This window comes from Methylophaga sulfidovorans, from assembly GCF_900114205.1.
Lineage (GTDB): Bacteria > Pseudomonadota > Gammaproteobacteria > Nitrosococcales > Methylophagaceae > Methylophaga > Methylophaga sulfidovorans.
In genome coordinates, this window is record NZ_FOSH01000004.1 from 171,902 (window position 1) to 191,135 (window position 19,234).

Sequence of the window (19,234 nt, forward strand, 5' to 3'; positions counted from 1 at the left end):
GATATGAACTAATACTATCAGTAACAGTCATGTATAATAAATAATAATTAGCCAGCTAACTATATCTGGCTGTATTGATAAAATAACTAACCATACTCGGATCAGAATTAGGATTATTCAAATGAAACTCACAATTAATGGTGAAAGCCGTCAGGTTGATGTCCCCGCAGATACTCCCATTCTGTGGACACTTAGAGATGTTTTAGGTATGACGGGGACAAAGTTTGGCTGTGGTAAGGCGCTTTGTGGTGCTTGTACGGTGATGCTGGACGGTCAGCCAATTCGTTCTTGCGTTACACCCATCAGTGCAGCTGAAAACAAGAAAATCACTACTATAGAGGCTATCTCTGAGGACAAAGTAGGTCAGGCTGTTCAAGAAGCTTGGCAATCAATAAATGTACCGCAGTGTGGCTATTGTCAGTCAGGACAGATCGTCGCTGCTACAGCACTACTTCGTGATAATCCCAATCCAACAGATGAAGATATTGATACCGCGATGAGTGGCAATATTTGTCGTTGTGGTACTTACACTCGTATTCGGGCAGCCATTAAACAAGCAGCACAGCAGGGGGATAAATAATGACTGATAATAATCTTCCACAAATAGAAAATATTAGCCGTCGCAGTATTCTAAAAGGCTTCGCATTAAGTGGTCTGGTTCTGGCGGTAGGTATGCCGGCTCAATTGCTAGCTGCTGATGAAAAGCAAAAATATGGCCGTGATGGTATGCCCAATGGCTGGGTGGATGATCCTTTAGTTTTTGTTTCAATCGCTGAAGATGGCACTGTAACCATTGTGGCTCATCGTTCCGAAATGGGGCAGGGTGTCAGAACAAGCCTGCCAATGGTTGTGGCTGATGAAATGGAAGCTGACTGGCAGCAAGTCAAAATCGTTCAAGCAGAAGGTAATGAAAAACGTTACGGCAACCAAAACACGGATGGTTCTCGCAGTATGCGTCACTTCTTTATGCCAATGCGTAATGTAGGGGCTGCAGCCAGAATGATGCTGGAAGCCGCTGCCGCTGCAATGTGGGCTGTGCCGGTTGCAGAAGTCAAAGCAAAAAATCATCAGGTCATTCACGCTAAAAGTGGTAAGACTCTTGGCTTTGGTGAGCTGGCACAAAAAGCGGCTGAAATGGCAGTGCCTGAAAATCAGAACCTGATTTATAAGTCTGCAGACGAATTTAATTACATAGGCAAAAAAGATAATAAGTTAGTCGATGGTTTTGATATTGCTACCGGACAAACAACTTATGGTATGGATGTTCGTCTTGATGACATGGTCTATGCTGTTGTAGCTCATCCACCTGCCTACGGCGATACACTGAAGTCGTACGACGATACTGAAACCTTAAAAGTGCCGGGAGTGATTAAAGTTTTAACCTTACCTAGCAGCCCACCTCCAGCAGTATTTAATCCTCTCGGCGGGGTTGTGGTTGTCGCTTCAAACACCTGGGCAGCCATTCAAGGTAGAAAAAAATTATCTATTGAATGGAATGCCGGTCCTAATCGTCAATATGATTCAGCCAAGTTCCGTGAGACATTGCAGGCCTCGTCTAAACAGAAAGGTGGTAAAGTCATCCGCAGTAAAGGTGAAACCTATAATGAGCTGGCTAATGCGAGTTCAACCATTACTGCAGATTATTATATTCCTCACCTGGCTCAGGCCCCGATGGAACCGCCTGCTGCTACAGCACGAATTGTGGACAATGTGTGTGAGATCTGGACGGCGACACAAAACCCTCAAGCTGGTGTGGATACAGTGGCAAAATGGTTAGAAGTAAAACCTGAGCAAGTTAAGGTAAATGTGACATTGCTTGGTGGCGGTTTTGGCCGTAAATCTAAACCTGATTACCTTGTTGAAGCAGCCTTAATTTCTAAAGCACTCGGTGGACAAGCTGTTAAAACGGTCTGGACGCGTGAAGATGATATTCAACATTCTTATTTCCACACAGTTTCTGCCGAACATTTAGAAGCCGGTTTTGATGAAAGTGGAAATACAACGGCTTGGTTACATCGGACCGTTGCACCGACAATAGCGTCTACTTTTGCTAAAGATGCTAAAAATGAAATGCCGATGGAATTAGGTATGGGTGTTGTGAATATTCCATTTGATGTGAAGAATATTCAAATTGAAAACCCTGAAGCTGCAGCTCATACCCGAATTGGCTGGTACCGTTCAGTATCCAATATTCCTCATGCATTTGCGATTCAGTCATTCATTGCTGAGATGGCGCATAAAACGAAAAAAGATCACAAAGACTTTTTGCTAGCACTGATTGGTCCTGATCGTGAAATCGATCCGGCATCATTAAAAGATGACTGGAACTACGGTGAATCGCCAGAGCTTTATCCTCTCAATACGACACGTATGAAGGGGGTAATTAATATGGTCACCGATAAAGCGGACTGGGGTAAAACCTTACCCAAAGGCTCAGGACAGGGTTTAGCTGTTCATTATAGTTTCGTGACGTATGTTGCGACGGTAGTGGAAGTCGTTGTTAATGATGATGGTGAGGTCAGCATACCGAGAATCGATGTCGCTGTAGATTGTGGCCCACAAGTGAACCCCGAACGTATCCGCTCTCAAATTGAGGGGGCATGTATCATGGGGGCAAGTTTAGCCCTGACAAGTGAAATCACCTTTAAAGATGGTGTCACCGTTCAGGATAATTTTGATGGATACCAGGTGACTCGTATGGATGCGGCGCCAAAAGAGATCCATGTTCATCTGGTGCCGGCAAAAGACTTTAATCAGCCATTAGGTGGTGTTGGTGAACCGGGTATGCCTCCGGTCGCACCAGCAATATGTAATGCGATTTTTAATGCCACTGGTAAACGTATCCGTGAGTTACCGATACGTTATCAGCTCGAGTCATAGTCTGATGACCGGGCATGATCTCAATGTGCTCAGGCAGCTACTGAGCTGGCAGCAAGAAGGGCATAAGGTCTGGTTAATTACGGTGGTTGGAACCTATGGTTCCAGCCCCCGCCAACCGGGTTCAATGTGTGCTCTTCGGGGCGATGGTCTTTTAGTTGGGTCTGTATCTGGTGGTTGTATAGAAGATGATCTGGTGTCTTTAGTGAAACTGGATCAGCTCTCTGCTTCATCTGCTGAGCTGAAGATCTATGGTGCTAATCAGGAAGAACAGCTGCGTTATAAACTTCCCTGTGGTGGTCAGCTAAGATTGTTGGTAGAGCCTGTGCTTGATAAGGCGTGGCTGGAAGAAGTCGTCACCGCTATTGAGTCTCAGAAGTTAATAAAGAGACAGGTTTCGTTAACTTCGTTACAGGTCACATGTACCAATGCTGTCAGTAATGAGTCTGTTGTCAGCGAGCAGGAAGACTTACTTTCTTTTGTGTATGGGCCAAGGTTACGCCTGTTAATTATTGGTGCAGCAGAAACGTCATTCTATCTGGCAAATATTGCTACGGCATTGGATTACCAGGTGTTTGTCTGTGATCCCAGACCAGAAATGCAGGAAACCTGGCAACATGAACAGAGCACTTTGCTTACCATGATGCCTGATGATGCGGTAGTGTCCTTACAGCCTGATCTAAATACAGCGGTGGTCGCATTAACGCATGATCCTAAATTAGACGATATGGCATTGTTGGAAGCCCTAAAATCAGCGGCTTTTTATGTCGGGGCCTTAGGTGCCAAAACCAATAATGATAAACGTCGGGAAAGACTGAAATTATTTGATCTCACCCAGCAAGAAATCGATCGTTTACATGGACCAGTTGGTTTACAGATAGGCAGTAAAACGCCTGCCGAGATCGCTGTAGCAATTTCTGCTGAATTGATTGCAATTCGTCGAGAGAGAACACAAACACCGCAACTTTCATCGTCCGTTAATAAAGTGACGGTGTAATACAGTGGAAACGGCAGGGATCGCTGCAATTATTCTTGCTGCCGGTAAGTCATCACGCTTTGGTTCGGACAAGCTGCTCTCGGAAGTTGCATACAATGGGATTAGACAGCCGCTGATATTACATACCTTATCGCCATGGTTAGAAGTATTTGAACAAATTCATCTCATCACGCCAGTAAATAACCAACAGTTAAGAGAAACGTGTCGAGCCGTTACAGACAGGCTTAACATCGTCAAAGCAGATAAGGCAGAGTTAGGAATGGGACATTCACTAGCCGCTGGGATCCACGCTACTCAAGCCTCAAAGGGATGGTTAATTGGCTTGGCTGATATGCCTATGCTGAAGCCGGATATATTGGAAAAGTTAGTCAGTCAGTTACAACAAGGAGCAGCTTTATCAGCGCCGTTTTATGATGGCAAACGAGGACATCCAGTCGCGTTTTCCAGTCAATATCGGGATGATTTAATGCAATTAACTGGGGATGTAGGCGCTAAAACGATATTAAAAGTCCATGAAATACAGATACAAGCAGTTAATGTTGATACGCCTTCGGTATTAATTGATGTCGATACTCAAACAGATATTTCACTACTGCAGAAAGCGAGATAATAACCTCATAGACTTAGTGTTGATCGATAATAACTTTTGGGTGACAGCATTCAAATAAAAGAGATTAAATCGCTCGACTCTTACAGGCTTTAACTTGCAGTTATTTTTTTCCATAAACTCCTGAAGTTGTATTTGTTTATTAGGACTGTAGTAAACGGGTTTACCGGTTAAGGCGTAGAGGATACCTGAGTCGGTAATAGCGGAACCTTGTCGTGTTTCCACATCATAGTGATAGTCGATTATTTTTTGGGTAATAACATAGAAGTTATAGTGGCTGGAGAAACCAATAATATGCCTGTCTTTGGTTTCCTCAACTTCAACGATACCCCAGTCTGAGATGACTCCACACTCTGATAATGATCTGGCTTCCAAAACACGTCCTTTGTGTAAAATTGTGAAATACCTAACATTAATTTAGCAGCTTCATTAATTGATAACAACGTCCTAATTTTCCAAAATTATCAAAAGACTAGTCATTTTATGGTCATCACATTTTTTTGATAATGAATATAGAAAATAGGCTAAATAAACAGGAGAGAGACTATGAAACATTATTTATGGCTGGGAATATTAATGGCATTTTCATCTATTGTGCAGGCCAAAGACTGTCCACAGTATTTTGATTATGACTTACCGAAACTGCATTCAAATAACACGGTAAATTTGTGTGAGTTGGCTAAAGACAAAGCCTTATTGGTGGTAAATACAGCCAGTCATTGTGGCTTTACACGCCAGTTTGGTAGCTTGGAAAAGTTACATGAGCAATACAAGGGTAAAGGCTTGGTTGTTATTGGTTTTGCCAGTAACGATTTTGATCAAGAAGCAAAAACAGAAGCAGAAGCTGCCAGAATTTGTAAAGAAAACTTTGGTGTGAGCTTCACCATGGTTGCGCCCAGCTATGTCACAGGTTCGCGTGCTAACCCGATCTTCAGGGAGATAAACAAACAAAGTCAGGCACCAGACTGGAATTTTAACAAATATATTATTGATACTGATGGCCATGTGTTAGAGCACTTTTCAAGTGCTGTTGAGCCTGATGATGCCAGACTAGTAGAAGCCATTGAGTCAGTACTCGACGATGACTGAATAGCCTATATATTTGTCAGGGTTGCCGATATTGATTGAATATATGAGTAACAACATCATTACATTAGTGATAATCATACTTTGTTGTTATCATTAGCTAATATTGTTATCACGTTAGGGATGGCTGGAGTTAAGGATGTCTATTGGTTCTCGGCTGGTTATGACCAGTTTATTCAGTTTAGTACTGTCTGCATGTAGCACCATTCATAATGCTATTGGTCCAGATACACCCCGCTCAGATTTACGTGAGTCATTAGAAGCACCGCTTACTGTTTCAGATGCTGGTTCTCCCTTTTGTCATGAAGAGATGGTTGTTACTACCACTCCAAAAGTTATTCGCACTCCCCCGCCATATCACGCAACACTCTATTTTGACTTGGATAAAACGACTTTCACCCCCGATTCATTACGTGAATCCATTAAGGTCTATAAAGCGATTTTAGAAAGAAGAGATCGTCATATTGAAGTCGTTGGCTATACTGATACACTGGCTTCCCCACAATATAATGATAAATTATCCGAGCGTCGTGCTGAAAAAGTTACACAGGATTTGATAAACGCCGGGGTAGATGCAACACATATTTCTACCGCAGGTAAAGGCGAAACACTTTTGAAAGTTCCTACTCCTGATGAGACTGAAGAAGTGGGCAACCGTCGGGTTGAAATTGATGTTCGTTAATTTCTGGAGTAATTAGAAAAATGGTTTTATCACGATTTTCTACTATTTTTGCTGCATGTCTTGCAGCGATAGCGAGCACAAATATTGCTGCGGAAACGTTGCAGGAAGCCGTCGATGCAACTCTGAAACAAAACCCTGAAGTGTTGGCAGAAGCGAATCGCCGTTACAGTGTTGATAAGACCGTTGATCAAGCTAAAGCAGGTTATTATCCGCGGGTAGATTTAACGTTGGGTACTGGTTATGAGCGTACAAAGAATCCGGCAACAAGACCTGATCACGCATCACTACATCGTGTTGAAGCTGAAATAAGAGCAACTCAAATGCTCTATGATGGTTTTGCCACTAAAAGTGCTGTAGAGCAAAGTCAGGCTCAAGCTGAGGCGGCCGGTTATGATGTCACAGATAAGGCAGAAACGATCGGCCTTAACACAGTGCAGAGTTATCTCGATGTTCTTAAACGTCAACAGCTGCTGGAAGAAACACAAGAAAACCTGGAACAGCACGAAAAAATCTTCGACAAAATCAAACTCAGAACAGAAGCAGGAGTAGGTAATCGCTCTGATCTAGATCAGACCACAGGACGTGTTGCTCTGGCTGAAGCCAATTTGCGTTCTACCGAAGGTAATCTGCAGGATGCAAAAACACGTTATGAGCGTTTAGTCGGTCATGCTCCTGAATCTTTAATAGATCCTGGTAAGTCATGCTGTGATACTGCGCCTTCCGATGTTGAGGATGCATTACAAATTGCTTATCGCCAGCATCCGTCATTATGGTCTGCAATGGCTCAACATGAGGCTTCACTGGCTCAGGAAGAAGGTGCAAAAGCACCGTTTCATCCACACGTGAATGCGGAGCTGAGTACCCGAGCAGATAATAATCTTGATGGAACACGTGGTCATGAGAAAGAAGCTCAAGCCATGATTCGTATGGATTACAATCTACTTAACGGTGGAGCTGACAAAGCGCGCATCGAAGAGACAAAGTATTTAAGTGAGCAGGCGAAACAGAATGCGGAGATTACTAAACGTAACGTTGATCGTGATGTGCGCATGGCGTGGATTAATGTAGAAACACTGTCGCGTCGTTTACCCATCCTTGAACAACGTAAGATAGCAGCAGAAAAAACGCGGGATGCGTATTTTGAACAGTTTAATGTCGGTAGAAGAACACTATTGGATTTGCTGGATACAGAAAACGAATTATTGACAGCTAGAAATGATTACACCAACGCTTATTACGATCATATTTATGCCTGTTACTGGCTGTCTGAAACCATGGGTAAGCTGATGGAAAGTCTATCTGTGCAAGCACCAGATGCCGCCATTGTTGTTGCTCAACCGCAAACGACTGAGTCACAAAAATAAGCTAGCTAAACGCCTGGGATAGTCAAGGATGCCTTGGCGTTTCTAACATCGCCATTAAACTGTCATATATGTCGAATATGATGACAGTTTTTCGCGAGTATAGGCATGCTCAGCCGGCCCTTAAATTTCCCTCTTCCTGTACATCTCTTCCTGTATTTATTGCCTGCATTATTACTGTTTTCTCGGGCCATTGCCGATATTACCGTTGTGCTGGTGGCCATTACTTTTCTCGTTTTCAGTTATAAAAACCGTCACTGGGATTGGATAAAACAACCCTGGTTTTTAGCTTTCTTACTGTTTAATGCCTATCTTGTTTTTGTTAATTTACCCCTAAGCAGTGAGCCATCTGAAAGTCTGAAGTATGTGCTTACTTTTATAAGGTGGCCTTTATTTGCAATGGCTTTGTCATACTGGGTTTTTAATAACGCTGAAAACAGACAATACTTTCTTATCGGCTTATTGCTCACCATGTTTTTTATTATTGCCGACACTTTCTGGCAATATATTTTTGATGTTGACTGGTTTGGCATAGAGCGCTTTTCTGAGACTCGCTTAACAGGCCCATTCCGAAGTCCTATTCCTGGTACGATGCTTCTCAGACTATGGTTTATTGCCTTATTTGCTGCATTGCTTATCCCTGTTTTTAAACAATCTGTAATACGTCAATTAACGTTTATGATCGTGGTGATGGGAACTGGTTTTGTTTTTACGTTTCTGACTGGTGAAAGAATGGCGCTCATCTTGTTTAGTGCAGGCTGCGCCGTTGTTTTTATCGCGATGTTACTGGCATACAAACAATACAAACAAAAATTAATGCTGATGCTGGCTTTACTGGCTATCACATTGGTAACTACTTTATTTTTATCACCTGAGATGTTTGAGAGAAGTATTGTGAGTATTGGCTCAAAGCTTTCAACATTTGCTCAATCAGATTATGGCAGTGTGTTTAATGCTGCATGGCAGGTTTGGCAGGACAACTGGTGGCTGGGTAGTGGTTTACACACGTATCAAACAGTATGTGAGCAGCAACAGTTATTGATAAGTAGCGGCCTGATGTGTACTCACCCACATAATTTGTACTTGCAGCTTGGCGCTGAGACAGGTGTGGTCGGCTTATTATTATTTTTATTTATGCTGTATTTGTTATACAAAAAGGTATTAGGTCCATTATTGGTTCAACGCAACTGGATACAAGCCGCTCTGAGTTTTTCAGTATTAACGGTGAGTTTTTGGCCACTCACTGGTGGTATCAGTGTTTTGAGTAATTGGGTCGCAGCACTGGTATGGTTAGGTATTGCCTGGGTGTTAGCTATATCCGCGGCAGATGCTTCAGAACCTGATCAACACTTAACTGCCGCAAGTCGTTGACTTGCAGAGCCTGAAATTGACCTCGCACAATTTCAGAGCGGCTGACAGAGGTAGTTGGGCCGAACAAAGCCAGACCTGGGCGGTCAAGACATGAAGCGATATGACTGGGGCCTGTATCATTACCAATAACAAAGCTAGCCTTATTTAAAATACTCGCCAGTTCAAACCAATTGAATAAGTCGTCTTTGCTCATAGGACTATAGCCTGCGAGGTTTGCGGCCATATCTAATTCATCGGGTCCTAATATATTTACTACGTCATAACCTAGCCTGATAAGCGCTTTTGATAAGGCTGGATAGTGCGGCCAGCGCTTTTCTTTATGCTGAGCTGAGCTGCCGGGAATAAGTGCAATATATGGTTTATTAATGGGATGTTTTCTGAGTATTTCAGGTGTGTTTTCGACCATCCAGACGACATTTGGTGATAGAGCATGATGAGCTGGTATATCTGCTTCAGAGAGTAGTTGCACTAAGCCTTTTAATCCTGATTCCGGAGATACCTTTGAGCGTCGACTAATCCATTTCAACTTAGGTAAAAAAAGGCGCTGATATAAAGCGCTTCGGTCAGAGTTTTGTAGATCAACCACAAGATCAAATTGTTCCTGAATCAGTTGCTGACGAAGCTTCAATTGTTGTTTTAAATGAATAAGAGGCTGTCTGTCATCAATGATGATGCGATCAATATAGGGAGAACGCTGCATCAGGGACTCGTAACGAGACATTGTTAATAAAACAATCTCAGCGTGACTGAAATGTTGGCGAATATCTCTGAATATACCATCGGCCTGGATAAGATCACCAAAAGCACCATGCTTGATAAGCAATAGCTTGGAAGCAGGCATCGCAGCTAATTCTCGATTAAGGTTTGATAAACAGAGACAGTTTTTTCTGTCATGGCTTCCATTGTCATTGATGTATGAGCAAGGGCAATGGCGTCCTGCATCAGGTTTTGCCAACGCGCTGGGTTGGCAAGCAGGCTTTCTAAGCGCTGACGAAAGGCGTTAGTGTCGGCAATGGGAACAATTAAAGTGTTATCCAACACTTCATTCGCGACAGGCACATCAGTCGATAATATGGGTATTTTTAACAGTAAAGCTTCACTACAGACGTAAGAGAAACCTTCTCGTCTGGAGCTGATTAATACGCCATCACAGGCTTGCATCAGTGAACTGACATCAGGTCGATAGCCTGTTAGACGGCAGTGTGTATTACGGGATAGTGCCTGGATTTGTTTCTGTAAGTGTGGTCTTTCCTTACCTTCACCAATGATTAGTAAGTTTAAATGCAGACCATCTATAGCCTTAAGTAATAAATCAAAGCCTTTTGTTTCAACCAGACGGCCAACGGCACAGAATGTCGGTAAGTCAGGGTTTAAGCCAAAGTCTTCATAAAGGTTAATCGCTTTTACCGTTGGCGTTGCAATGCCATTGTAAACCGCAACCGCGTTGGCGATGTTCAGTTGAGAGCGTAGCGTATTACTAACGGCAATAGCCTGATCCAGCTTGGCATAATCTTTCACTCTGCTTTTGATGTTATGTAATGTCCCTACCGTTTTTGCTGAGTGAAAATGGCGACATTTATTTAGCACTGCAGTCGCTTTATTGGCCTGAGCATGGACAATATCTGCTTTGGAGCGATGTATGAAATACAGCACACTTAACCAAAGCAAGGGGTTATTTCGACTTAGACATGCATTTACCGGAAAGCGTTGTATTTGCTCAGGTAAGGTATTTAAAAATTGCGGGTCAGCAATCACACTGACTGTGTGACCCGCTTTATTCAGGCTAATGGACATTTCGCGAACATGTTTTTCCAGCCCACCCTCACCGGTACTTAACAGGATCTGACAGATATTCACGATGCAGTGCTTTGCTGTAAAACACGTTTATAGACAGATAAGGTCGTGTCTAACATGGATTGCAAAATGAAGGGATGCGATTCCGGCACGGTAGGAGGGGCAAGTAACCATTTTGTCGCTAAGCTAACAACAGCGGCTTTATCACCAGTGTTCACTTTGCCTTCTGGTAATACGGTCGAAAGTTGTTCTTCCACACCGCCATGCGCATAAGCAATAACAGGCACGCCCAGACTTAACGCTTCAATGGTCACGCGGCCAAACGCTTCAGGCTGGAGCGATAATGACATCACTAAACTTGAAATAGACATAATTTCCTTCAGGTCGCTGCGGTGACCAACGAAGCTGATATCGTTGATGACACCAAGTTCAGCAGCACGCTGCTGTAGCTCAGCTAAAAAGCCCGACTTTCCTTTTTTAGTTTCGCCGACGATAAGCCCGTGTACATCGGAATAATATTTTTTGAGTTCAGCGATAATCTCTATAAAGTCCGCCTGACCTTTCCAGCGTGTAATACGTCCAGGCAGCGTGATGAGTAGTTTTCCCTGAGTTTGTGGAAAGCTTTGATACCAATGTTTTAACCATTCACTATCAGGTTCAAAGCCATAAGGAAAATCACGTCTGTCTATGCCTCTGTAATTGATGGTGAGATTATCTTTGACCCCGTAATGGGTGGTGACATAATCACGAATTTTTTCTGACACAACGAACACATGTTCGCCCTTGGTCATGATTCTGCTGTAGCCATTTACCGAATAGGTACCATGAACCGTGGTGATGAATTTTGGCCGTGATTGTTTGGGTAAGGATTTCCAGGCTAAGTAACATACCCATGCTGGCATACGTGAACGCACATGCAAAATATCCACATGATTTTTCACAAGAAAACGGCGAAGTCGGGGAATAAGGCGGAATGTGGCCAGTGATTTTCTGCCAATATTCCAGTTGATATGTTCACTACCTTGCCTGGTCAGAGTATCGACTAAACGCCCACCTGCAGAAATGACAAGCGAGCGATGGCCCTGGCTTGCCAGATAGTGTCCGACTTCCAATGTACCTCGCTCAACACCACCCGACTCAAGGGCAGGTAAAACCTGAACAACCGTTAAATGTTCTGTCATTAAGGATTAACTGAGTTGTGGAATCGGTTGGGTTTGAGGCTGTACAACCACATCCAACCAGTGTTTCATGATCCAGTCTGCACAGCGTTCTGATTCCATAAAGCCTGGCACGGGTTGTAAGCGACTTTTATAATGACCGAGGCTATCAAAACGAACGGCGTAACCGTCACCAACGAGCTTACTCAATCCTCGTGATACACGGTTATCACGTTTAATCGGCATATTAAGAATACCAACCGCTGCTTTCGCTGTTAGTGCCTCATAAACCATAGAGACCGAGTCCTCGCTGATCCAGGCGCTGTAACAGACAGCTAATTGACGTGCTACCCAATTACGGTCTGTTTCTTCAAATGGCACAATCGTCAGATTATCCAGTTTGAAGCCGAGCAGATGAGTGGCAAAATTTGCTGGTGTACGGGGAGAGGTGGTCAGCGTATAGTGAATACGAGGGTTTTGTTTACAAAGCTGAGTCAGCTGTGAGATGAGGTGGCTTTCGTTCCAGTCACAATGTTTGGATGGGCCACCAATCATTATCAAACCTTCGTTTTTTTGATGCTCACCAGCAGCATGAATAGGGTTAAGCACACCACGGGTTTCCAGTACATTACCACTACCTTGATAATAGTCATGTTCTGGTATTAAGCTAAGATCAAAAAATGACACAGGCAAGCTGGGTTGCATCAAGACAATCGTTTGCCCGCCATATACTTTTTTTGCTGCCAGCATGTGAAGATGCGTGCGATGACCTGCTCCGACAATAAGATCAGGTAGTGGCAGTCCATGACCTGCCGGCCAGGTCGTACTCAGTAAGTCAAACACGGGTTGTAGTCGACCACTTACCGGAATATCAAAACTTTCACAGGGCATTTTGCGCTTCAAGGCATTGACCAAGCCCAAAGACTGGCTTTGATGGCCGGGTTTTCCATCAGTGAGTCGCCAGATAATAATGGGTTCAGCGTTATTAGTATTCATGGTGACAGCACCTAAGATTAAATAAAAAGCAAAGTTGCCTCTGTCTAAAAAGGCGATTTGCTGAGGACTATAGGGCCGGAGTATTAAAGTTTTATGAAACTGAGAAATACTTCGCACAAATTAACAGGGAATAGTGTCTCTGGAAGTGTCTGGCGAGCTGAGCCATAGTGAGACAGCGGCATCAAAAGGAGTGAATATGATTGAGCGTGATGAAGATACATATAGTGCGTTAAAGGAAATGGCTGAAGATGCGCAATTGAGCTCCCGAAACTACAATGACGAATTAATCGGACTGGAGTATTACAACAATCTGACCGTGTTGAGTGATGAAGAGCTGAATCTGTTAGTGAGTTTATGGCATGAGAAGTATGTGACCTGCCAAAAAGAAAAGCTGGCGTCTCAGTGGATGGTTATCCAGATTTTCATTCTGATTCTATTAGCGATCTATGTTGCTTGGGTGTCAGGGGGAATTGCTGGTACGCTGATCAGTATTGTGGGTGTGATCGCCATGATCGCGATGATTGAAGATAAGCGGGTTGCTATTGCCAAGCGGAATTTATCTGATGCCCGCCAAGTCTATCAAATACTGGGTGAGCTTAAACAAAGCAGACAACGGTCTTACGAAAAACAACAACATCCCGTTTGACAATCATTGTTTGAAGCCAGTTTATATTGTTCATATAACTAAAATTAAAGGAGATTTTATGACTACGGTGACATTAAAAGGTACACCTTTTGAGACGGTCGGTGAGCTGCCGGCTGTGGGAAATAAGGCACCTGAATTTAGCCTGACAAAAGATGATTTGTCTGAATTAACACTAGCGGATCTTTCGGGGCGTGTAGTGTTAAATATTTTCCCTTCTGTGGACACGCCTACTTGTGCGATGTCAGTCAGACAATTTAATACAAAAGCAGCGGCACTGGATAACACTACCGTTGTTTGTGTTTCAAAAGACTTACCATTTGCAATGGCCCGTTTTTGTGGGGCTGAAGGCATTGATAATGTGGTGACAGGTTCAGCTTTCCGTTCTTCATTTGCTGAAGATTACGGCTTATTAATGAAAGACGGACCGTTAGCGGGATTATGCTCACGCGCAGTGGTGGTCATTGATGAAAACGGTAAAGTCATTTACACAGAGCAAGTAAGTGAAATTGCTGATGAACCAGACTATGAAAAAGCGTTATCTGCACTTAGCTAAGGCTTTTCTGTGTAGTCAAAGCCCTGTTCAACAACACGTTGAACGGGGCTTTTTTTTGCTTGAAAACATGACCTGAGCTTCTTTTGCTGGAGGTGTATAGATGATGAGTCCCGATACACACTTATTTTCATCAGTGTCTGTGCTTGCTGAATTTCACCCTTTGGCAAAAGCGATCCAGTTCTGGTCCGACAAAAGTGGCCAGCGGCATAGTAAAGTGGTGTATGACCACATCGTACCAAGCGCGATGCAAGCGCTGGAAGTGGATATTGCCATTATTGCAGAACAATTAGGTAAAGCCTCATTGCCCGATTTTTATCAGTTTTGTAGTGATATTGAATTGATATTTCATGGGGCACAGCCATCGGGTCCTGTTGCCACGGTATCTGATATTGACTGGCTGCGGTTAAGACGAATCTCCATTTATGCGCAGTACTGGAAAAACAGAAATCCGCAAGAAGTGAATAAGCTATTAAGTTTTGTCATGGGGATTCCTCTTTATAGTCAGATTGTTGCTCAACTGATAGCTTCACATGCGAGTGACAGTAAATATCAGATTTTGCAGGGAATATCTCTGTCTGGCGGAGTTTACCTGATCGGGGTTGAACGCTATAAACAGCTGTTCAGACATGAAATTGACCAAGCATTTAATGAAGCGAAAGTTCTGGTTTCAGCCTTTCGCGGTACACATGAAGAAAATGCGGCTGAACTCATTAATAGTATGGCTGAAGCAGCTTTGATTAAATGAAGGTAAAAATTAACCTAGCTTTTAAGTCAGGTATAACTCTTGCTCATATTGCTAGTAACAACGTTCTTTTCGCTAAAACCTGATGGGGGGACTGATGAAGGACATTTGGAAAGACTATGATCCGGGGTCATTTTTTGATGAACTCATGTTTGCAAAACATTAGCCCAGAGCATTCAGTTTTAAGTTACTTGAATACTTGCGTTGCATGGAAAAAGAAGCCTTTACGCAGCGCGTCAAAGAGTCAGAAGTGGAAATGCTGGAACGCGGCATTACCTTCACCATATACAGCGATGCGGGCAATATCGATCGGGCATGGCCGTTTGATATTATTCCCCGGGCCATCCCCAAAGGTGAATGGGAACGCACCGAAAAGGGGCTAAAACAGCGTATTCGTGCCTTAAATCAGTTCATTCAGGACATTTATAACGAAGGCCACATTATCAATGACGGCATCATGCCCGCCGATGTTGTCTATCAGTCAAAAGGTTATCGTAAAGAATGTCATGGTATGACACCTGCTCATGGCGTCTGGGCGAATATCTGTGGTTCTGATCTGGTACGTGATCATGAAGGTACATTGTATGTGCTTGAAGATAATTTACGTGTGCCATCGGGCGTGGCTTATATGCTCGAAAACAGAAAAACCACTAAACGCGTTTTTCCTGAGTTATTTAAATTATTAAACATCAGTCCTGTTGATGCTTATCCGGAGCACTTAGCAGAAATGCTCGCCTCATTACGCCCGGATTTATCTAACCCAACCATGGCTTTGTTAACGCCAGGTATCTACAACTCGGCCTATTTTGAGCATGCGTTTCTGGCTCAGCAGGCGGGTTTGATTTTACTGGAAGGAGCCGATCTGCTGGTTGGTGATGACGACTATGTCTATATGAAAACAATTCATGGTCTTGAACGAGTTGATGTGATTTATCGCCGTATCGACGATGATTTTATTGATCCTGAAGTATTTCGTCCTGATTCGATGCTGGGTGTGCCGGGCATCATGCGTTCATGGCGAGCTGGTAAGGTGGCGATTGCCAATGCGCCAGGTTGCGGTGTTGCGGACGATAAAGTGATTTATGCCTATGTGCCCGATATGATCCGCTACTACCTCAATGAAGAGCCTATCTTAAGTAATGTGCCTACCTGGTTATGCCGTAATGATGAGGATCTGGATCACGTGCTACAACATCTTCCTGAGTTAGTGGTTAAGCCAGCTAATGAGTCGGGTGGTTACGGCATGCTGGTGGGACCTCATTCTTCCGCGGAGAAAGTGGAGGAGTTTCGCGACTTACTGACCAACGATCCAAAGAATTATATTGCTCAGCCTACTCTGAGTTTATCGGTCTCTCCTACTTGTTGTGATGAAACCATTGCACCACGTCATGTTGATTTGAGGCCTTTCATTCTTTCTGGAGATGATATTTATGTTACCCCGGGTGGATTGACGCGTGTCGCTATGGTGGAAGGATCTTTGGTGGTTAACTCATCACAGGGTGGGGGAAGTAAAGATACCTGGATTGTCGATGAAAGTCGTCAGATCATGGAGGAAGACTAATGTTATCCCGTGTTGCTGAAAGGGTGTACTGGTTAGCGCGTTATTTGGAACGTGTAGAAAATACGGCACGTTTAATTAATGTGCATACGGCATTGTTGATGGACTTACCGGAACATATGGAGGTGAACTGGTTTACCTTAGTCACCATTTTTGATGCAGAGCAGATTTATTACACCAAACACCCCCGTGAAAATGAATATGACATCATGCATTTTCTATTGTCTGATCCCAGTTATGGTGGCTCACTTATCAATAATTTATCTGCGGTTAGAGAAAATGCTCGAACATCACTTGATGTGTTACCTGAGGAAGTCTGGGAGCAAGTCAACGAGCTGCACCTATTAGTGAAAAGTGAATTGTCATCCATTGGCAATCGGCGCAGAAGGCAGAAGTTATTACTCACTGTCATGGAGTCTTGTCAGTGTATCTGGGGTATGATTGCCAATCATATGAGCCGTAATTACGCCTATGATTTTCTACAAGCTGGTAAACACCTGGAACGGGCTGATATGACCAGCCGAATACTTGAACTGGCTACTTTATTAATGTCCGATAATCGTAGTGATGCATTAAGACAGCATGAAGGTATTTTATGGGCAACCTTGCTTAGGGTGTTAAATGCCCAGCAGATGTATATTCAGGCGCATAATTCGTCATTGAAGGGTGAAAAGGTACTCGCGTTCTTAATTCAGGATAATGCCTTCCCTCGCTCATTAAGTTTTTCCGTCAAATCCATAGGCAATTATCTGGAGTATTTGCCTGGTGATAAACGGGTGTTAGAACTGCAGGGCGAGATCTTGGCACGACTAAAAGCCTACAGCGCAGAGAAAAATCCACCGGAAACCATACGACTAATGATGGATGAGCTACAGATTTCGCTAAATCGCTTGAATACCAGTATTACCAGCAATTGGTTTTATCCGGATTATTCAGCCTCATGAGACGTTTCTTTTGCCAGTGTGGGCAAGAAATCTTTTTTGAAAACACACATTGCGGTGTCTGTGGCAGCCAACTAGGTTTTATCCCTGAGTTACAACAACTCTCCAGCCTGCGGGAAGATGATAATGCCTGGCTGATGACCGATCTCTTTCCATTACAACGTTATCGGAGTTGCCATCATCGTGATCATGAGCTGGCCTGTAACTGGTTAATTCCAGCGGATTCACTCAATACACAATGTATTTCCTGTGCCTTAACCAGAACGATACCGATGCTAACCCAGCCGGATAATTGGCGGCGATGGCGTACTTTAGAAGCAGCTAAACGACGCATGATCTATGGCTTGCTTAGATTAAATCTGCCAATTAAAGCGTATTATCAAGGCTATGAGAACGGCTTAGTATTTGATTTTCTTGAAGATCAGCGAACTAATCCGGACTTAGCTCTTGAACATGTTTTGAGTGGTCATAGTCAGGGTGTGATTACGCTCAATGCGGCTGAGGCGGATGGTAGTTTCAGAGAAGCCACCCGCGAAGCAATGAATGAATCTTATCGAACCTTACTGGGTCATTTTCGTCATGAGATTGGGCATTACTATTGGGATACATTGATTAAAGACAGTGAGCATTACACGGCTTTCTGCGATGTCTTTGGCTTTACTGAACAAGATTATCAAAGCAGTTTAAATACTTATTACAGTGAAGGCCCTGCAGCAGACTGGTCGGAGTATTATCTGTCAGCGTATGCAAGCGCCCACCCTATGGAGGACTGGGCAGAAACATGGTCACACTATCTGATGATGAGTGAAACCATGGAAACGGCGGTAGTTTATGGTCTGATTGACCATTTTGATTATGCCAGCGACTTTGATGTGTTAATGACAGACTGGTCTGCACTGGTGGTGAAAATGAATGCCTTAAACAGAAGTGTCGGCAATACAGATGCCTATCCTTTTGTGGTTTCTGCATTAGTGAGAAAAAAATTACACTTTATTCACCAGTTGTTGAGTCCGTTGAAAAAGACTCGGGAATCCGTGGCATTTCTTTAAATGCTTGGTTCAGTTTATTTCCCCATTCCCGTCGCAAGTTAATCAGGAAGGGATCTTCAGCATCGAAGCGATAATGATGCTTAAACATAAGCTTATCGGTTTCGTAGACCAATACTTCAATAGGCGGACCCACGCTGACATTACTTTTCATGGTGGAGTCCATGGAAATTAACGCGCAAGTGGCTGCATCAGTTAATGAAGTTTGCATTGTTAGAAAGCGATCCAGAACCGGTTTGCCGTATTTACTTTCACCAATCTGCAAATAGGGTGTATCCACGCTGGTGGTGATGTGATTTCCTTGTGGGTAAATCAAAAAAGCCTGAGGCGGTTGCCCTTTTATCTGTCCCGCCATCAATAAAGTGGCATCCGGTGAAAAGCCGGACTGCTGGTCTTCGGTATAACGCTTGATACGTTGACTTAAAACATCACCGACATAATCAGCGGTATCGGATAAATAATGGGTAGTATTGAGACTGGTTTCATTACTTTCACGCAGATCCCGGTTGAGCTGTTCTATCACACATTGTGTAGTTGCCAGATTACCTGCGCTGAGGATAGCGATACAGCGATCAGCCTTTGTATTGAAACGAAACATTTTGCTGTATGTGCTGACCTGATCTATACCCGCATTGGTTCTTGAGTCAGAGGTAAGCACCAGTCCTTTATCTAATGATATGGCAATACAGTAGGTCATAGTCGTTCCAGTAATGGCTGCGATTAAAGATAGTCAAAAATAAGAGATTGAGCAATCTTGTTTTATTGCCCACAACACAGCATGGAACCCTTAGTGGGGTACTGAGTCGTTATTATATGAGTG

At 43.5% G+C, this 19,234-nt stretch carries 19 protein-coding genes and 1 pseudogene; 14 read left to right on the plus strand and 6 right to left on the minus strand.

Annotation, left to right across the window (positions count from 1 at the left end):
- The first annotated feature begins 121 nt into the window (after positions 1-121).
- The 4 genes from BM232_RS04685 to BM232_RS04700 are packed head-to-tail and all read left to right on the plus strand — an operon-like array spanning position 122 to position 4,484.
- A complete protein-coding gene (locus BM232_RS04685; RefSeq protein WP_091712017.1) occupies positions 122-580 on the plus strand; it encodes a (2Fe-2S)-binding protein in 459 nt (152 codons plus the stop codon).
- On the plus strand, positions 580-2,880 hold the full coding sequence (locus BM232_RS04690) for a xanthine dehydrogenase family protein molybdopterin-binding subunit (protein WP_091712018.1): 2,301 nt from the start codon (positions 580-582) through the stop codon (positions 2,878-2,880). Before BM232_RS04685 ends, BM232_RS04690 begins: the two co-directional genes overlap by 1 nt.
- Entirely contained in the window at positions 2,846-3,874 is a 1,029-nt protein-coding gene (locus tag BM232_RS04695; RefSeq protein WP_245752814.1) for an XdhC family protein, read from the plus strand. The genes BM232_RS04690 and BM232_RS04695 overlap by 35 nt, the downstream gene beginning before the upstream one ends.
- A 4-nt stretch (positions 3,875-3,878) precedes the next feature.
- Entirely contained in the window at positions 3,879-4,484 is a 606-nt protein-coding gene (locus tag BM232_RS04700) for a nucleotidyltransferase family protein (protein WP_091712020.1), read from the plus strand.
- On the opposite strand, the gene BM232_RS04705 is transcribed toward BM232_RS04700, so the two are convergent.
- Positions 4,464-4,856: a hypothetical protein gene (locus tag BM232_RS04705; protein WP_091712021.1), complete on the minus strand. Its 393-nt coding sequence runs from the start codon at positions 4,854-4,856 to the stop codon at positions 4,464-4,466. The two genes, BM232_RS04700 and BM232_RS04705, sit on opposite strands and share 21 nt — an antisense overlap.
- 171 nt (positions 4,857-5,027) lie before the next feature.
- Between BM232_RS04705 and BM232_RS04710 the strand changes: the two genes are divergently transcribed.
- From BM232_RS04710 to BM232_RS04725, 4 genes are all read left to right on the plus strand, one after another.
- Positions 5,028-5,570, plus strand: coding sequence for a glutathione peroxidase (locus tag BM232_RS04710; protein ID WP_091712022.1), 543 nt, complete (start codon positions 5,028-5,030; stop codon positions 5,568-5,570).
- Between the two features lie 136 nt (positions 5,571-5,706).
- Entirely contained in the window at positions 5,707-6,249 is a 543-nt protein-coding gene (locus BM232_RS04715; protein WP_091712023.1) for an OmpA family protein, read from the plus strand.
- A gap of 20 nt (positions 6,250-6,269) precedes the next feature.
- Positions 6,270-7,613, plus strand: a complete 1,344-nt coding sequence (locus BM232_RS04720) for a TolC family outer membrane protein (RefSeq protein ID WP_091712024.1) — start codon at positions 6,270-6,272, stop codon at positions 7,611-7,613.
- Positions 7,614-7,718: 105 nt separating this feature from the next.
- The gene (locus BM232_RS04725; protein WP_091712025.1) at positions 7,719-8,981 is read left to right on the plus strand and encodes an O-antigen ligase family protein; all 1,263 of its coding nucleotides are present in this window, start codon (positions 7,719-7,721) and stop codon (positions 8,979-8,981) included.
- On the opposite strand, the gene BM232_RS04730 is transcribed toward BM232_RS04725, so the two are convergent.
- The 4 genes from BM232_RS04730 to BM232_RS04745 are packed head-to-tail and all read right to left on the minus strand — an operon-like array spanning position 8,923 to position 12,928.
- A complete protein-coding gene (locus BM232_RS04730) occupies positions 8,923-9,822 on the minus strand; it encodes a glycosyltransferase family 9 protein (RefSeq protein WP_091712026.1) in 900 nt (299 codons plus the stop codon). The two genes, BM232_RS04725 and BM232_RS04730, sit on opposite strands and share 59 nt — an antisense overlap.
- Positions 9,823-9,827: 5 nt before the next feature.
- Positions 9,828-10,838 carry a glycosyltransferase gene (locus BM232_RS04735; RefSeq protein WP_091712027.1) on the minus strand — a complete coding sequence of 337 codons (1,011 nt, stop codon included), beginning with the start codon at positions 10,836-10,838 and terminating at the stop codon, positions 9,828-9,830.
- Positions 10,835-11,956: a glycosyltransferase family 4 protein gene (locus tag BM232_RS04740; RefSeq protein ID WP_091712028.1), complete on the minus strand. Its 1,122-nt coding sequence runs from the start codon at positions 11,954-11,956 to the stop codon at positions 10,835-10,837. The genes BM232_RS04735 and BM232_RS04740 overlap by 4 nt, the downstream gene beginning before the upstream one ends.
- A gap of 6 nt (positions 11,957-11,962) precedes the next feature.
- A complete protein-coding gene (locus BM232_RS04745) occupies positions 11,963-12,928 on the minus strand; it encodes a mitochondrial fission ELM1 family protein (RefSeq protein ID WP_091712029.1) in 966 nt (321 codons plus the stop codon).
- Positions 12,929-13,124: 196 nt separating this feature from the next.
- Between BM232_RS04745 and BM232_RS04750 the strand changes: the two genes are divergently transcribed.
- The 6 genes and pseudogenes from BM232_RS04750 (at position 13,125) to BM232_RS04775 (ending at position 18,417) form a co-directional block, all read left to right on the plus strand.
- The gene (locus BM232_RS04750) at positions 13,125-13,574 is read left to right on the plus strand and encodes a hypothetical protein (protein ID WP_177207249.1); all 450 of its coding nucleotides are present in this window, start codon (positions 13,125-13,127) and stop codon (positions 13,572-13,574) included.
- Positions 13,575-13,632: 58 nt separating this feature from the next.
- Complete coding sequence (tpx, locus tag BM232_RS04755; RefSeq protein ID WP_091712031.1) at positions 13,633-14,127, plus strand: thiol peroxidase; 495 nt, start codon at positions 13,633-13,635, stop codon at positions 14,125-14,127.
- A 100-nt stretch (positions 14,128-14,227) separates the two neighbouring features.
- Positions 14,228-14,872: a hypothetical protein gene (locus BM232_RS04760; protein WP_091712032.1), complete on the plus strand. Its 645-nt coding sequence runs from the start codon at positions 14,228-14,230 to the stop codon at positions 14,870-14,872.
- Positions 14,873-14,966: 94 nt separating this feature from the next.
- Positions 14,967-16,430, plus strand: a pseudogene (locus BM232_RS04765) (circularly permuted type 2 ATP-grasp protein).
- Positions 16,430-17,371 carry an alpha-E domain-containing protein gene (locus BM232_RS04770; protein WP_091712033.1) on the plus strand — a complete coding sequence of 314 codons (942 nt, stop codon included), beginning with the start codon at positions 16,430-16,432 and terminating at the stop codon, positions 17,369-17,371. The pseudogene BM232_RS04765 and the gene BM232_RS04770 overlap by 1 nt, the downstream one beginning before the upstream one ends.
- A complete protein-coding gene (locus BM232_RS04775; protein ID WP_091712034.1) occupies positions 17,368-18,417 on the plus strand; it encodes a zinc-binding metallopeptidase family protein in 1,050 nt (349 codons plus the stop codon). The genes BM232_RS04770 and BM232_RS04775 overlap by 4 nt, the downstream gene beginning before the upstream one ends.
- Here the strand turns inward: BM232_RS04775 and BM232_RS04780 are convergent.
- On the minus strand, positions 18,359-19,111 hold the full coding sequence (locus BM232_RS04780) for a proteasome-type protease (protein WP_091712035.1): 753 nt from the start codon (positions 19,109-19,111) through the stop codon (positions 18,359-18,361). The two genes, BM232_RS04775 and BM232_RS04780, sit on opposite strands and share 59 nt — an antisense overlap.
- Between the last annotated feature and the right edge of the window lie 123 nt (positions 19,112-19,234).

Excerpts from the sequence above, each read along its gene's own strand:
- BM232_RS04780 (WP_091712035.1), bottom strand. The coding sequence starts at position 19,111 with ATGACCTACTGTATTGCCATATCATTAGATAAAGGACTGGTGCTTACC.
- BM232_RS04750 (WP_177207249.1), top strand. The coding sequence starts at position 13,125 with ATGATTGAGCGTGATGAAGATACATATAGTGCGTTAAAGGAAATGGCT.
- BM232_RS04775 (WP_091712034.1), top strand. The coding sequence starts at position 17,368 with ATGAGACGTTTCTTTTGCCAGTGTGGGCAAGAAATCTTTTTTGAAAAC.
- BM232_RS04740 (WP_091712028.1), bottom strand. The coding sequence starts at position 11,956 with ATGACAGAACATTTAACGGTTGTTCAGGTTTTACCTGCCCTTGAGTCG.
- BM232_RS04770 (WP_091712033.1), top strand. The coding sequence starts at position 16,430 with ATGTTATCCCGTGTTGCTGAAAGGGTGTACTGGTTAGCGCGTTATTTG.
- BM232_RS04730 (WP_091712026.1), bottom strand. The coding sequence starts at position 9,822 with ATGCCTGCTTCCAAGCTATTGCTTATCAAGCATGGTGCTTTTGGTGAT.
- BM232_RS04720 (WP_091712024.1), top strand. The coding sequence starts at position 6,270 with ATGGTTTTATCACGATTTTCTACTATTTTTGCTGCATGTCTTGCAGCG.
- BM232_RS04725 (WP_091712025.1), top strand. The coding sequence starts at position 7,719 with ATGCTCAGCCGGCCCTTAAATTTCCCTCTTCCTGTACATCTCTTCCTG.
- BM232_RS04710 (WP_091712022.1), top strand. The coding sequence starts at position 5,028 with ATGAAACATTATTTATGGCTGGGAATATTAATGGCATTTTCATCTATT.
- tpx (WP_091712031.1), top strand. The coding sequence starts at position 13,633 with ATGACTACGGTGACATTAAAAGGTACACCTTTTGAGACGGTCGGTGAG.
- BM232_RS04685 (WP_091712017.1), top strand. The coding sequence starts at position 122 with ATGAAACTCACAATTAATGGTGAAAGCCGTCAGGTTGATGTCCCCGCA.
- BM232_RS04745 (WP_091712029.1), bottom strand. The coding sequence starts at position 12,928 with ATGAATACTAATAACGCTGAACCCATTATTATCTGGCGACTCACTGAT.
- BM232_RS04760 (WP_091712032.1), top strand. The coding sequence starts at position 14,228 with ATGATGAGTCCCGATACACACTTATTTTCATCAGTGTCTGTGCTTGCT.
- BM232_RS04690 (WP_091712018.1), top strand. The coding sequence starts at position 580 with ATGACTGATAATAATCTTCCACAAATAGAAAATATTAGCCGTCGCAGT.
- BM232_RS04715 (WP_091712023.1), top strand. The coding sequence starts at position 5,707 with ATGTCTATTGGTTCTCGGCTGGTTATGACCAGTTTATTCAGTTTAGTA.